Source organism: Rhizobium sp. BK212 (genome assembly GCF_014197475.1).
GTDB classification, from domain to species: domain Bacteria; phylum Pseudomonadota; class Alphaproteobacteria; order Rhizobiales; family Rhizobiaceae; genus Rhizobium; species Rhizobium anhuiense.
On record NZ_JACIFS010000004.1, the window covers coordinates 408,149 to 421,584 of the forward strand.

The 13,436-nt window shown below is 62.8% G+C and carries 14 protein-coding genes; 10 read left to right on the forward strand and 4 right to left on the reverse strand.

Annotated elements, in window-relative coordinates; translation table 11 throughout:
* Positions 1-429 precede the first annotated feature (429 nt).
* Complete coding sequence (locus tag FHT79_RS16700) at positions 430-906, reverse strand: RbsD/FucU domain-containing protein (RefSeq protein ID WP_132573645.1); 477 nt, start codon at positions 904-906, stop codon at positions 430-432.
* Positions 890-2,137 (reverse strand): ROK family transcriptional regulator, encoded by a 1,248-nt coding sequence (locus tag FHT79_RS16705; protein ID WP_028756642.1) that lies wholly within the window; start codon positions 2,135-2,137, stop codon positions 890-892. The genes FHT79_RS16700 and FHT79_RS16705 overlap by 17 nt, the downstream gene beginning before the upstream one ends.
* Positions 2,138-2,365: 228 nt before the next feature.
* Here FHT79_RS16705 and FHT79_RS16710 point away from each other — a divergent pair, with 228 nt between their 5' ends.
* From FHT79_RS16710 to FHT79_RS16740, 7 genes are all read left to right on the forward strand, one after another.
* Complete coding sequence (locus FHT79_RS16710) at positions 2,366-3,385, forward strand: sugar ABC transporter substrate-binding protein (RefSeq protein ID WP_028756641.1); 1,020 nt, start codon at positions 2,366-2,368, stop codon at positions 3,383-3,385.
* 155 nt (positions 3,386-3,540) lie between these two features.
* Entirely contained in the window at positions 3,541-4,605 is a 1,065-nt protein-coding gene (locus FHT79_RS16715; RefSeq protein ID WP_028756640.1) for an ABC transporter permease, read from the forward strand.
* 2 nt (positions 4,606-4,607) lie between these two features.
* On the forward strand, positions 4,608-5,390 hold the full coding sequence (locus tag FHT79_RS16720) for an ATP-binding cassette domain-containing protein (protein ID WP_028756639.1): 783 nt from the start codon (positions 4,608-4,610) through the stop codon (positions 5,388-5,390).
* The gene (locus FHT79_RS16725) at positions 5,387-6,019 is read left to right on the forward strand and encodes a nucleoside triphosphate hydrolase (RefSeq protein WP_028756638.1); all 633 of its coding nucleotides are present in this window, start codon (positions 5,387-5,389) and stop codon (positions 6,017-6,019) included. Before FHT79_RS16720 ends, FHT79_RS16725 begins: the two co-directional genes overlap by 4 nt.
* A gap of 211 nt (positions 6,020-6,230) precedes the next feature.
* Entirely contained in the window at positions 6,231-7,268 is a 1,038-nt protein-coding gene (pyrC, locus tag FHT79_RS16730) for a dihydroorotase (RefSeq protein ID WP_183903723.1), read from the forward strand.
* Between the two features lie 186 nt (positions 7,269-7,454).
* A complete protein-coding gene (locus FHT79_RS16735) occupies positions 7,455-8,624 on the forward strand; it encodes a GGDEF domain-containing protein (RefSeq protein ID WP_183903724.1) in 1,170 nt (389 codons plus the stop codon).
* A 204-nt stretch (positions 8,625-8,828) separates the two neighbouring features.
* The gene (locus tag FHT79_RS16740) at positions 8,829-9,362 is read left to right on the forward strand and encodes a glyoxalase superfamily protein (RefSeq protein WP_048338239.1); all 534 of its coding nucleotides are present in this window, start codon (positions 8,829-8,831) and stop codon (positions 9,360-9,362) included.
* A 235-nt stretch (positions 9,363-9,597) separates the two neighbouring features.
* Here FHT79_RS16740 and FHT79_RS16745 read toward each other — a convergent pair whose 3' ends face one another.
* Positions 9,598-10,080, reverse strand: a complete 483-nt coding sequence (locus FHT79_RS16745; protein ID WP_028756633.1) for an anthrone oxygenase family protein — start codon at positions 10,078-10,080, stop codon at positions 9,598-9,600.
* A 2-nt stretch (positions 10,081-10,082) separates the two neighbouring features.
* On the reverse strand, positions 10,083-10,907 hold the full coding sequence (locus tag FHT79_RS16750; RefSeq protein WP_183903726.1) for an NmrA family NAD(P)-binding protein: 825 nt from the start codon (positions 10,905-10,907) through the stop codon (positions 10,083-10,085).
* Positions 10,908-11,007: 100 nt separating this feature from the next.
* Between FHT79_RS16750 and FHT79_RS16755 the strand changes: the two genes are divergently transcribed.
* From FHT79_RS16755 to FHT79_RS16765, 3 genes are all read left to right on the forward strand, one after another.
* Positions 11,008-11,661, forward strand: coding sequence for a TetR/AcrR family transcriptional regulator (locus tag FHT79_RS16755; protein ID WP_183903727.1), 654 nt, complete (start codon positions 11,008-11,010; stop codon positions 11,659-11,661).
* 75 nt (positions 11,662-11,736) lie between these two features.
* A complete protein-coding gene (locus FHT79_RS16760) occupies positions 11,737-12,426 on the forward strand; it encodes an orotate phosphoribosyltransferase (RefSeq protein WP_183903728.1) in 690 nt (229 codons plus the stop codon).
* Positions 12,427-12,488: 62 nt separating this feature from the next.
* A complete protein-coding gene (locus tag FHT79_RS16765; RefSeq protein ID WP_183903729.1) occupies positions 12,489-13,415 on the forward strand; it encodes a carbohydrate kinase in 927 nt (308 codons plus the stop codon).
* The last annotated feature ends 21 nt before the right edge of the window (positions 13,416-13,436 follow it).

The window sequence follows — 13,436 nt, forward strand, 5'->3', positions numbered from 1 at the left end:
TGAAGACCGCCACAACTCATTCGGGCGGAATTAAGAAAGTCGGGCAATACCGTCGTTGATAAAGCCGCACAGGTCCGTAAGTCGTTTGTGACCCTTGAAGGTTAATGGCGGGTTGCATTGAAGAAGGGGCGGGCGTTTCGATGCGTGAAACGGATATTTCTCCCGCAAATCGGATGAGGCTGCAGGCGCTCGATGTCGATTGACACCCTGTATTGGCAAAGATCAGGGGCCTGGAGAAGAGGGAACCAAACCGCGGCACCCTGCAGCGGATCGTATCCTGAGGCGTGTAGGCCATAGGCCGAAGCCTCGAAGGACACGCCGCAGCGCTGCTCCCTGCACAGTACCCGGCATGCCCGCCTCGTCCTTCGAGGCCCTGCGGGGCGCCTCAGGATGAATCTGAATGCCGACCCCACCTGACATCATACCATTCTAGTACACGAACGGATCGACCCCGGCCGCCGCCTTGGCATCTGCGTCCTTTGGATAGATCACCCCCTTGCGCAGGATGATATTGGCATAGAGCCTCGGCTCGCCGGTCTGGATCACCGCATGGGCGGTTTTCACCCGACCGTAGAAATCCTGGCCGATCAGCGGCACCACCTGCCGGTGCGGCTCGTGGTGGGCGCAGCAGTCGATCATCTCCTCATGCACCGGGTCGAGCTTGTCGCGCTCGGCCTTGACGGTCGAGCGGAAGATCGCCTCGGGAACGAAATCGTCGATCGGCAGCACGCTGAGCACGGCGTTGAGCACCGGGATGAGGTGGTGGCCGTCGAGCCGGATCAGCCGGCGCGCATGTTCGACGCCCGGATAATTGCCGTCGACGATGGCGATCTCGTCGCCGTGACCCATGGCGCGAAGCGTAAAAAGCAGCTCCGGGCTCAACAGTGGATCAAGTCCTTTCAGCATGGTCTACCTCCTTGAAGAGTACGTTCTGGTCGGTGAGGTAACGCGCGAAGATCGGCAGGCTGGCGCCGCCGATGGCGCGCGCCTGGGCGCCGACCGCGCCCTCGATGATTTCGGGCATGACGACGCCCTGCAGGTCGAGCTTGGCGGCTTCGTCGATGGTGGCCTGCACCACGCGGCTGCGCACCCAGCCGGGAAAGCCGCCGTCGATGACGGCCGCGCTGAAATCGAGGATCGAGGCGGCCGCGACGATCGCCTGCGCCAGCGCCTTGGCGCTATCCTGGATCCAGCTTTCCATCGGCTCGCCGAAATCCACCCAGTCGTCGGCCGAATACCAGAGCGGCTCGGGATCGATGCCGCGCTCGCGCAGCATGTTTTCGAGCACGAAGATCGAGGCGATCTCGAGCAACTGCTTGGTCTCGCCATTCTTGCCGCGCACGGGCAGCGGCCCGATCGCGCCCGCCGTGCCGGTGCGGCCGGAAAAGATCGCCGAGTTCAGGACGATGCCGCCGCCGATGAAGGAGCCGATGAAGAAATAGACGAAATCGGGATAGGACGGCCCGACGCCGAAGACGAGTTCGGCGCCGCAGGCGCTGGTCGCATCGTTCTGCATGAAGACAGGGTGGGCGACGCGTTCGGCGATGTCGGCCTGCAGGTCGATATCCCGCCAGACCTCCATGGCACCCGGCGGCGCCCCCACCTCTTCGGCCCAGTTCCAGAGCTCGAAAGGCGCGGCGATGCCGAGGCCGGCAATGCGGCCGCGCTGCTTGTCGTCGAGCCGGTCTTCGAGTTCGCGGATGCCCGATGTGACGAAGGCGAGGATTTCATGCGGCAGCGGATAGGCATAGGTCCTATGCAACTGCATGCGAATGCGGCCGACGAAATCCATCAGCACCAGATCGGCGCTGCGCCGGCCCATCTTCAGGCCGAAGGAATAGACGGCGTCGGGATTGAGATGCATCGGGATCGACGGCTGGCCGACACGGCCGCGCACCGGTTCCCCGCGCGAAAGCAGCCCTTCCTTCTCCAGGACCCGCATGATGACGGAGACGGTCTGCGCCGACAGGCCGCTGCGGCGTGCGATATCGGCCTTCGACAGCGCGCCGTAGAGACGCACCAGCGACAGCACGAGCCGTTCGTTATAGGCCCGTACCCTGACCTGGTTCGCACCTCCGGCCGGATTCAGAATTGGTGGCGGGACCGGTATATTCGCCGGTCCATCCAAGGACGACATGGCCGCTCCTCCCGATTGTTGGCCTATGCCCTAATTCGATTGAGCATGCCACATCGAATTAATAATTCAATTGGATTTATTTATTGACAAGCCGATTTCTTTTCGCTCTTAATTGCCGTCGTCAAGGGCACGGGACCGCTGGGAGGCATTAGCGATCCACGGCGAAGTGTCATATCTTAAGATTCCGGCCCCGCAGGGGCGGCGCCGGCAAACTCTGGGAGGAGTTCCATGAAGAAATCTGTTCTCGCTTTCGGCGCGCTCGCGCTTGGTGTCACTTTTTCCGCTCCTGTCATGGCGGCTGACGTTGCTGCCTGCCTGATCACCAAGACCGACACCAACCCCTTCTTCGTCAAGATGAAGGAAGGTGCGACGGCCAAGGCCAAGGAACTCGGCGTTTCGCTGAAGTCCTATGCCGGCAAGATCGACGGTGACAGCGAAAGCCAGGTCGCCGCCATCGAAAGCTGCATCGCCGACGGCGCCAAGGGCATCCTGCTCACCGCTTCCGACACCAAGGGCATCGTCTCGTCGGTCAAGAAGGCGCGTGATGCCGGCCTGCTGGTCATCGCTCTCGACACGCCGCTCGAGCCGGCCGATGCCGCCGACGCCACCTTCGCCACCGACAACCTGCTCGCCGGCAAGCTGATCGGCCAGTGGGCCAAGGAAACGCTGGGCGACAAGGCCAAGGACGCCAAGGTCGGCTTCCTCGACCTGACCCCGTCGCAGCCGACGGTCGACGTTCTGCGCGACCAGGGCTTCATGATCGGCTTCGGCATCGACCCGAAGAACCCGGACAAGATCGGCGACGAAGACGACAAGCGCATCGTCGGCCATGACGTGACCAACGGCAATGAAGAAGGCGGCCGCAAGGCCATGGAAAACCTTCTCCAGAAGGATCCTGGCATCAACGTCATCCACACGATCAACGAACCGGCCGCTGTCGGCGCCTATCAGGCGCTGAAGGCTGTCGGCATGGAAAAGAACGTGCTGATCGTCTCCGTCGACGGCGGTTGCCCGGGTGTGAAGTCGGTCAAGGAAGGCGTCATCGGCGCCACCTCGCAGCAATATCCGCTGCTGATGGCGTCGCTCGGTATCGAGGCGATCAAGAAGTTCGCCGATAGCGGTGAAAAGCCGAAGCCGACCGAAGGCAAGTCCTTCTTCGACACCGGCGTTTCGCTCGTCACCGACAAGCCGGTCTCCGGCGTCAAGTCGATCGACACCAAGGAAGGCACCGACAAGTGCTGGGGCTGAGCCCACTTTATTAAAAGCAGACCGGCCGGGGCTTGATCCCCGGCCGTTTTCGACGGACGATGTGCCGTCGCCTCGCGAACCGGCTAAGCAAAGACCGGAAGGATATCGGTGACGGCCCCCGCGCGAGTTCGGCGCGCGGATGCGGAGGAGGAACCATGACCGGAACACAGGAATTCGAACGCGTTCTCGACGGCAGCGACAAGAGCGTTGCCTCCTTCGAGCACCAGGATGTCTCGCTGATCAAGCGCGCCCAGCATTTTCTGCACTCGACGCCGGCCGCCGTGCCGCTGATCGTGCTGGTGCTGGCAATCATCATATTCGGCATCGCCATCGGCGGACGGTTCTTTTCGTCCTATACGCTGACGCTGATCCTGCAGCAGATCGCCATCGTCGGTATTCTGGGCGCCGCCCAGACGCTGGTGATCCTGACGGCCGGTATCGATCTTTCGATCGGCGTCATCATGGTGATCTCGGCCGTCATCATGGGCAATGTCGCCATCACCTACGGCATACCGACACCGATCGCGGTCGCAGCCGGCATGCTTGTCGGCGGCCTGTGCGGATTGCTGAACGGCTTCCTCGTCGCCTACATGAAACTGCCGCCGTTCATCGTCACGCTCGGCACCTGGAATATCGTCATGGCGACGAATTTCATCTATTCCGCCAATGAGACGATCCGCGACACCGACGTCGACGAACAGGCGCCGCTGCTGCATCTTTTCGCCATGAGCTTCAAAGCCGGCACAGCCGTGCTGACCCTCGGCGTCATCGCCATGGTGCTGCTCGTCCTGCTGCTCTGGTATGTGCTCAATCACACCGCCTGGGGCCGGCATGTCTATGCGGTCGGCGACGATCCGGAAGCGGCCAAGCTCTCCGGCATCCAGACCAAGAAGGTGCTGCTTACCGTCTATACGATTTCGGGCGTCATCGCCGCCTTCGCCGCCTGGGTCTCGATCGGCCGCAACGGCTCGATCTCGCCGTCCTCGGCGGTCACCGACTATAACCTCCAGGCGATCACCGCGACCGTGATCGGCGGCATCTCGCTCTTCGGCGGCCGCGGCTCCATTCTCGGCACGCTGTTCGGCGCGATGATCGTCGGCGTCGTGTCGATGGGCCTCAACATGCTCGGTGCCGACCCGCAATGGAAAGTCCTCCTGACGGGCGTGCTGATCATCGCCGCCGTCGCTATCGATCAGTGGATCAGAAAGGTTTCGGTGTAATCATGGCTCGCGAACCCCTTCTCACCGCCCGCGGTCTCGTCAAGCGCTACGGCCGCGTGACCGCCCTCGACAATGCCGATTTCGACCTCTATCCGGGTGAAATCCTCGCCGTCATCGGCGATAACGGCGCCGGCAAGTCCTCGCTGATCAAGGCGATCTCGGGCGCCGTCACCCCGGACGAGGGGGTGATCACGCTGGAAGGCCGGCAGGTGCAGTTCCGCTCGCCGATGGAAGCGCGCGAGGCCGGCATCGAGACCGTCTATCAGAACCTTGCTCTGTCGCCGGCGCTGTCGATCGCCGACAACATGTTCCTCGGCCGCGAGATCCGCAAACCGGGCATGCTCGGCTCCATGTTCCGCATGCTCGACCGGCCGGCCATGGAGAAGCTCGCGCGCAACAAGCTGTCCGAACTCGGCCTGATGACCATCCAGAACATCAACCAGGCGGTGGAAACGCTCTCCGGCGGCCAGCGCCAGGGTGTCGCGGTCGCCCGCGCCGCCGCCTTCGGCTCGAAGGTCATCATCATGGACGAACCGACGGCAGCCCTTGGCGTCAAGGAAAGCCGCCGCGTGCTGGAACTGATCCTCGACGTCAGAGCCCGCGGCCTGCCGATCGTGCTGATCTCCCACAACATGCCGCATGTGTTCGAGGTGGCCGACCGGATCCATATCCACCGCCTCGGCCGGCGTCTCACGGTGATCGATCCGAAGGAATACACCATGTCCGACGCCGTCGCCTTCATGACCGGCGCCAAGGCGGTGCCGACGGAGACCGTCGCGGCATGACGGCACGCATCGACGAAATCGCCGGCGCAGTTCTTGACCGCGCCGGCAACTCCAGGCGTTTCCTGGTCGCTATCGCCGGGCCGCCGGGTGCCGGCAAATCGACCATGGCCGACAATCTGGCCAACGCCCTAAAGGCGAAAGGCGAGCGTGTCGCGGTGCTGCCCATGGATGGTTTCCACATGGACAATGCCATTCTCATCGAACGCGGCCTGCTTGCCCGCAAGGGCATTCCGGAAACCTTCGATGTGCGCGGCTTCCTGGATATCGTCCGCGCGGTTCGCCCCGCAGATCAGGAAGTCCTCGTCCCGGTCTTCGATCGCTCGCGCGAGCTTGCGATTGCCTCTGCCCGCCCGATCTCTCCCGAGGATCGTTTCATCATCATCGAGGGCAATTATCTGCTCTTCACGCAGGGCAAATGGGCTGAACTCGACGGCATCTTCGACTACACGATCATGCTCGCCCCTCCGATCGAGGTGCTGGAAGAGCGCCTTTGGGATCGCTGGCGCGGTTATAAGCTGACCGAGGAAGCCGCCAGCGCCAAGGTCTACGGCAACGACCTGCCGAACGGCCGGCTGATCCTCGAAAACCGCCGCCCGGCCGATGTGACGCTGGAGATCGCGCTGGCGTGATCCCGTGCGGCATGCATGGAAAAAGAGCGAAAGCGCATCGCATGAATCAATTTCAATGCGAGGCGCTAATGCATGTCGCCCGGAAGTGTGCTGCGGTTCCGGGGTAACGACATGCTTGAAAAAAGAGCGAAAGCGCGTCGCATGAATCAATTTCAATGCGACGCGCTTTAGTGCTATCGAGGCCGCAGACGCATCGCTTCGGAGGCCCGCCATGCAATCGATCACCATCCGCCGTCCTGACGACTGGCACCTGCATCTGCGCGATGGCGCCATGCTGGAAGGCGTGATCGCCGATACGAGCCGCACCTTCGCCCGCGCCATCATCATGCCCAATCTCGTGCCGCCCGTTGTCACCACCACTGACGCCAGGGCCTATCGCGAGCGTATCCTCAAGGCGCTGCCGGACGGCCATCGCTTCCAGCCGCTGATGACGCTTTACCTCACCGAGCATACCAGCCCCGATGACGTGGAGGAGGGGGCTGCGAGCGGCCTCATCACTGCCGTCAAGCTTTATCCCGCCGGCGCCACGACCAATTCGCATGGCGGCGTGCGCGATATGGAAAAGGCGATGCCGGTGCTGGAACGCATGGCGAAGATCGGCCTGCCGCTCTGCGTCCATGGCGAGGTGACGACGCCTGAGGTCGATATCTTCGATCGTGAGGCCGTCTTCATCGACACCGTGCTCGATCCGCTGCGGAAGCGTCTGCCGGAACTGAAGGTGACGATGGAGCATGTCACGACAGCAGATGGCGTCGATTACATCAAGGCCGCCAAATCAAATCTCGCCGGCTCGATCACCACCCATCACCTGATCATCAACCGCAACGCCATCCTGGTTGGCGGCATCCGCCCGCATTATTACTGCCTGCCGGTCGCCAAGCGCGAGAACCACCGGCTGGCCCTGCGTGCGGCCGCCGCAAGCGGTGACGGCCGCTTCTTCCTCGGCACCGATTCCGCCCCGCATGTCGATCCGCTGAAGGAATGCGCCTGCGGCTGCGCCGGCATTTACACCTCGGTCAATACGATGAGCTGCCTTGCCCATGTCTTCGAGCAGGAGGGCGCGCTGGAGCGGCTCGAAGCCTTCACCTCGCTGAACGGGCCGGCCTGGTACGGGCTTCCGCCGAACGAAGAGCGCATCACGCTCTCACGGCAGGCCGAGCCGGTCGTCTTTCCCGCGAAGATTGAAACCGGCGCCGGTCCGGTGACGGTGTTCGATCCGATGTTTCCCCTGCATTGGCAGGTGGTGTAGCAGGTATAGGTTTTCAGAATTCAATTTTAAATGGAATATTCATCTTAAGTTTCGGCGTGACGTTAAACGCGTAACATTTGCATTGTGCAGTGCATCATTTGTTAACGGATGCATAAGACATTCCTCGCTGCGAACCCCAGAAGCTGCCAACATCCGGCACTGGAATAGCTGCGGAGACTGAAGAGCATGATGCTTGACTACAACTCCCTTTTGCTAGCGCTCGGCGTCTCCGCGGCATGCCTTGCCGTGACACTGATGGGCAGCTGGATTGTCCGCCGGGCGGAAACGGTGCTGCTCACCGCCACCGTCGGCCTGGTCCTGGTCGTCAGCGGCATTTTTGTCTACAGCGCCTATGTCAATACGCCGGAGACATGGTTGGGCGTCGCCAACTTCGTGCTGTTTCATGCCGGTTTTGCTACCATCTGGGGGGCCGGCCGGCAGTTCCTCACTGGCCGTCCGTCCGTTCCGGCCATCGCGATCCGCGCCCTTGCGGCGATGGTCTTCTCCGTCGTGCCGATGCTGTTGGGTTATGACGGCCTCGCCTTCATTGCCGACAATATCGCCATTGCTCTTTTGCTCTTTGCCACCGCCCGGCAATATTGGCTCGCCCGCGCCGAGGCGCCGGCCCCGCTCCTCGGCATCACCGCGCTTTATACGCTGACCGCAATCTCCTTCGTCCTCTGCGCCGCCGTGCTGATCTCCGACGGAAGGCTGGTGCTCGGCAAGGCACCCAGCAACTGGGCCGAAGATCTGAGTCTCGCCGTCTGCATCGCCGGCATGACCGGGATCGGCGCGCTGTCGCTGGCGCTGCATCAGTGGCGGCTCGCCGCTCGCCATCGCCTCGAGGCGATCACCGATCCGCTGACCGGCCTGCTCAACCGCCGCGCCCTGTTCGACGAGTACGGTACGCGCCCGATGGGCAACACCACCGCCGTCATCGTCTTCGATATCGATCATTTCAAATCCGTCAACGACCGCTTCGGCCATGCCGTGGGCGACAGCGTGATCAGGGCCTTCGCCGCCGAACTCGCCGCCCATTGCCGCGCCGGAGATATCGCCGCCCGGCTCGGCGGCGAGGAATTCGCGCTGGTGTTGAAGGAGATCATGCCCGGCCGGGCGGAATTGGCCGCCGAGCGCATCCGCCGGGCCTTCGAAGCGCGCGAGATCCAGATCGACAACGAAGTGCTGACATGCACGGTCAGCGTCGGCGTCGCGCCCGGCCGCTCGAACAGCCTGGATTTCGACGCCATGCTGAGTGCCGCCGACAAGGCGCTCTACGTCGCCAAGCGCGGCGGCCGCAACAGGGTTGAGCTTGCCGGCCACCTGCAGGCGATTCCCTCGCTCACCGCGTCTTGATTCCTGACCGGTGCTTTCATAACATCGACCTCGGCCGGATGCGGCCAGCCGCCCCGCGACGCTCGACGTTTGACACTTTGGCGTTATGGTGAATGCATCCAGAAAACATCCTTCACATCCCTTGCCGTTTGGCGATCGATGGCGAACGGGTCAGCAGACGCGGGCACTGATCTTCCTGTTTGCCGCCAACGGAAGGATGACATCATGCGCGATTTTCGCGATGCCAAGCTCATGGCAAAAACATTGCGGCAGGCTCTCGCCGACCGCGACATTTCGCTGACCCACAGCGAGACTCTCGAAATCGTCGCCCGCCAGTTCGGGCTCGACCAATGGAACATCCTCTCGGCCAAGATCGATGCGGCGGGCGCTTCCTCGGCCATCGGCATCGAGCCGCCGATGCCGATCTTCCGGATCTTCTCGGTCGAGAAAGCCATGGAATTCTATTGCGGATTCCTCGGCTTTCATCTCGATTGGGAGCACCGTTTCGGCGAGAACTTCCCGCTCTATTGCCAGGTCTCGCGCGACGGCATGGCGCTGCATTTGAGCGAACATTCCGGCGACGCCAGCCCCGGCGCCAAAGCCTTCGTCCGTGTCGCCAATATCCGGGCCTACCACGCCGAACTCTCGGGCAAGGACTACCGCTACATGAAGCCCGGCGTCGAGGAAGCGCCGTGGGGATTGGAGATGACGGTCATCGATCCTTTCAGCAACCGCATTGCCTTTTGCGAGCAGAAGTAGACGAGGGGCGGCTTGGCTCCCTCCTCTCCCCAGCGGTGAGAAGGTGGCCGGAAGGGTCGGATGAGGGGGCGCACGGCACACCCTATATGTTGCCCTTCGCTTACGCTCCGTGCATTCGCGGCCTTGCCGCTCACCCCCTCAACCGCCTGCCGGCACCGACCGGGGTCGAGCCGCGGGTCTCGACCCGTCCTTCGGACCCCCGCCCGGGAGAAGGGACGTGTGGCAGACGCGCCGCCTAGACAATCATCAGCGCCCGCACGAATGCCACCGAGGCGAGCAGCGAGGCGATCGTCCGCACATGGTTCCACCATGTCCAGTCCCTGAGATAGGTGGTCCAGAGCTGAACCGCCTCCGCCCCGCTGCCGCCGACCTTATCAAGCGCATCGTTCATCGGCACGTTGAAGATGATGGTCGAGAGGAATGAGGCGACGACATAGAGGGTCGCACCTGCGAGCATCAACACGGATGCCCCGCCGCGCCAGTCGATCACCGCCAGCACCGCGATGACGATGCAGAGGATTGCCGTCGGCACGAAAAGGCCCATGAAGGGCGAGCGGACGATCGTGGCGTTGATCGAGTTCATCGCCGCGATGCCCTGTTCCGCCGGGATGCGCGAGAAGGCGGTCATGATGAAGGTGGAGAAGGCGAAGAAGATGCCGGCGACGAGGCCGCTGCCGATTGCCGCGGCGGCGAGGGAGAGGGTGAGAACGATCTGCATGGTCAGGCGCTCCATATTCCGCTTGTCGCCGCTCGGCGGGCATATTGGCTGAAATCGGTGGCAGGGCGGCCGAGGATCTCGGCGACACCGCCCATCACCTTGGAATTGCGCCCGTCGAGCACCTGGCCGAACAGTTCCTCCAGAAGATCGATCAGGCCTTGGGGCAGGCCGGCTGCCGCAAGCCCGCCGGTGAAATCCGCCATCGACACCTGCTTATATTCGATCGGCTGCCCAGTGGCCGCGGCGATCTCGGCGACCGCCTGTCGGAAGGTCAGTGCCCGCGGGCCGGTCAGTTCGTAAACCTTGTTGCGATGGCGGGGATCGGTCAAGGCGGCGACGGCGGCATCGGCGATGTCGTCGGCATCGATGAACGGTTCGCTGATCTCGCCTGCCGGCAATTGCAGCCGGCTGCCGATGATCTGCTCGACAAAGGCGCCCTCACTGAAGTTCTGGCAGAACCAGGAGGCGCGCAGGATGGTGGTGTCAAGGCCGGACGCCTTCAGCGCTGCCTCGCTGCGTTGCGCGCCCTCTTCGCCGCGGCCGGAAAGCAGCACGATATGCGCAAGGCCACAGTCGACCGCGACCTTGGCGAGGGCGCCGATCGCCTCTGCCGCCCAGGCGACGGAAAGATCCGGCTGGAAGGCGACATAGGCGCTCGATGCGCCCTCAAGCGCGCCGCGCCAGGTCGACCTGTCCTCCCAATCGAAGGGACGGGCGCTGGAGCGTGACGCCGCGCGAACGTTGAGCCCGCGCGCTTCCAGGCGCTTGATGATGCGGCCGCCGGTCTTTCCCGATCCACCGACGAGGACGATTTCGGAATTCTGCATGTCGAAGCTCCTTCCTTGATCAAAACAAGAGAAACTCTCTCATTTGCAACATGAGATAAACTCTCTTATTTTCTTTGTCAACTTGGAAAAGGAGCAGACGATGTCGGAGCAGCCGGTCGCAACGCGCAGGCGCCAGCAGGAGCACAGCGGCCAGCTGCGCCGGATCCCCAGCCAGCAGCGCGGCCGTGAGCGCTTCGAAAAGATCCTCGCCGTCGCCTCCGAGCTGATCGAAAGCCATGGCAGCGACGGCTTGAAAATGAGCGAGATCGTCGAAAAGGCCGGCCTTTCCTTCGGCGCCCTCTACCAATATTTCCCCGACAAGAGCTCGATCATCCGGACCTTGGCCGAGCGTTTCAACGAAGAGGGCAGGCGATGCGTCGAGGCGGAGTTGGCGAAGGTCACCGATGCTGCCGGGCTGCAAGGCGCGCTCGCCACGATCGTTGACGAATATTACGGCTTCTTCCGCCGCGAGCCCGTCATGCGCGACATCTGGCATGCGACCCATACCGACAAGCTGCTGCAGCAGGTCGATGCCGAGGACATGGAATTTCATGCTCAGGCATTTCTCGCCGTGCTCGTCCGCCTATGGCCGGATCGCGACCGCAAGGAACTGCTGGCGATCGCCCGGCTGACGATGCAGCTGCTTGCCGCCGGCGTGCGATATGCGGTTTCGCTCGATGCGGAGGAGGGCGCCCAGGCGATCGCCCTGTTCAAGAAGATGCAGATCGCCGATATCGGTCGTCTGATGCGGTGATTGGCTCGCCTTTCGTCTGGAAACGTCGGGCTCTTGCTGCTATTCCCGCAAGGAGCCAAGCCGAAGGAGAGCCGCATGATCCAGACCACATTTCCCGACCGCGCCGTGATGGCCGAACTGGTGGCCAAGATGCTCTGGGAAATCAAGGCGGTGCATTTCAATGCCGCCCAGCCTTACAAACTCTCCTCCGGCATGGCGAGCCCGGTTTATATCGATTGCCGCAAGCTGCTTTCCTTCCCGCGCATCCGCTCGACGGTGATGGATTTCGCCGCCAGCACCCTGCTGCGCGATGCCGGCTTCGAGCAGTTCGATTGTATCGCCGGCGGCGAGACCGCCGGCATCCCCTTTGCCGCGCTGCTGGCTGACCGCCTCGGCCTGCCGATGATCTATGTCCGCAAGCAGCCGAAGGGCCATGGCCGCAATGCCCAGATCGAAGGCAACATGCCGGAAGGCTCGCGCGTTCTCGTCATCGAAGACCTGACGACAGCCGGCGGCAGCATGTTCAAGTTCATCGACGCGGTTCGTGCCGCCGGCGGCATAGTCGATCATGGCATTGCGCTGTTCTTCTACGGTATCTTCGGCGAACAGCGCTTTACCGACGGCAAGGTCCGGCTGCATCACATCGCCACCTGGCGCAATGTTCTGGCCGTCGCCAAGGCGCAGAAGCTCTTCGACGACAAGACGCTGACAGAGGTCGAGGCCTTCCTTGATGCGCCGCTGGCCTGGTCGGGCAGGAATGGTGGGGTTAGTGAGCTTTCGCTCTAGCCAGTTGACAAAAGCTCACTTAATCGATTGATGGACATATCAGTGCTGTTGGGAGGAATACGATGATTTTGTGCTGCGGCGAAGCCTTGATCGACATGCTGCCGAGGGACACGACGCTCGGCGAAAAGGGCTTTGCGCCCTATGCCGGCGGCGCGATTTTCAACACCGCGATCGCGCTCGGCCGCCTCGGCATCCCCACCGCCTTCTTCACCGGCATTGCCGATGACATGATGGGCGAAATCCTGCTCGAGACGCTGAAGGCGAGCAATGTCGATTACAGCCCGTGCGCCATCACGCCGCGTCCCTCGACCATCGCCTTCGTCAAGCTGGTCAATGGCCAGGCGACCTATGCCTTTTACGACGAGGGCACGGCCGGCCGGATGATCACCACGGCCGACCTGCCTGTTCTGGGCGATGATTGCGAAGCCTTGCATTTCGGCGCCATCAGCTTGATCCCCAGCCCCTGCGGCGAAACCTACGAGGCGCTTCTCGACCGCGAAGCCGCAAGCCGCGTCATCTCGCTCGATCCGAATATCCGTCCCGGTTTCATCAAGGACAAGCCGTCGCATATGGCCCGCATCAAGCGCATGGCCGCCAAATCAGACATCGTCAAATTCTCCGACGAGGACCTCGAATGGTTCGGCTTGGAAGGCGACCACGATACGCTCGCCGCCCACTGGCTTGCCCACGGCGCCAAGCTCGTCGTCATCACCAAGGGTGCGGAAGGTGCTTCCGGTTATACCAAGGAGCGTAAAGTCACGGTCCCGAGCCAACGCGTCACCGTCGTCGACACCGTCGGCGCCGGCGACACCTTCGATGCCGGCATCCTGGCTTCCTTGAAGATGGATGGTCTGCTGACCAAGCCTCAGGTCGCCTCGCTCGACGAAAAGGCACTCCACAACGCCCTGGCCCTCGGCGCCAAAGCCGCCGCCGTCACCGTCTCCCGCGCCGGCGCCAATCCGCCCTGGGCGCATGAGATCGGGCTTTAACCCTCGCGCCGGGGACGGTGC

Coding starts and splice junctions, on each gene's coding strand:
- FHT79_RS16725 (WP_028756638.1), top strand. CDS start 5,387: ATGACGGCACGCATCGACGAAATCGCCGGCGCAGTTCTTGACCGCGCC.
- FHT79_RS16710 (WP_028756641.1), top strand. CDS start 2,366: ATGAAGAAATCTGTTCTCGCTTTCGGCGCGCTCGCGCTTGGTGTCACT.
- FHT79_RS16755 (WP_183903727.1), top strand. CDS start 11,008: ATGTCGGAGCAGCCGGTCGCAACGCGCAGGCGCCAGCAGGAGCACAGC.
- FHT79_RS16705 (WP_028756642.1), bottom strand. CDS start 2,137: ATGTCGTCCTTGGATGGACCGGCGAATATACCGGTCCCGCCACCAATT.
- FHT79_RS16765 (WP_183903729.1), top strand. CDS start 12,489: ATGATTTTGTGCTGCGGCGAAGCCTTGATCGACATGCTGCCGAGGGAC.
- FHT79_RS16720 (WP_028756639.1), top strand. CDS start 4,608: ATGGCTCGCGAACCCCTTCTCACCGCCCGCGGTCTCGTCAAGCGCTAC.
- FHT79_RS16735 (WP_183903724.1), top strand. CDS start 7,455: ATGATGCTTGACTACAACTCCCTTTTGCTAGCGCTCGGCGTCTCCGCG.
- pyrC (WP_183903723.1), top strand. CDS start 6,231: ATGCAATCGATCACCATCCGCCGTCCTGACGACTGGCACCTGCATCTG.
- FHT79_RS16715 (WP_028756640.1), top strand. CDS start 3,541: ATGACCGGAACACAGGAATTCGAACGCGTTCTCGACGGCAGCGACAAG.
- FHT79_RS16700 (WP_132573645.1), bottom strand. CDS start 906: ATGCTGAAAGGACTTGATCCACTGTTGAGCCCGGAGCTGCTTTTTACG.
- FHT79_RS16760 (WP_183903728.1), top strand. CDS start 11,737: ATGATCCAGACCACATTTCCCGACCGCGCCGTGATGGCCGAACTGGTG.
- FHT79_RS16740 (WP_048338239.1), top strand. CDS start 8,829: ATGCGCGATTTTCGCGATGCCAAGCTCATGGCAAAAACATTGCGGCAG.
- FHT79_RS16745 (WP_028756633.1), bottom strand. CDS start 10,080: ATGCAGATCGTTCTCACCCTCTCCCTCGCCGCCGCGGCAATCGGCAGC.
- FHT79_RS16750 (WP_183903726.1), bottom strand. CDS start 10,907: ATGCAGAATTCCGAAATCGTCCTCGTCGGTGGATCGGGAAAGACCGGC.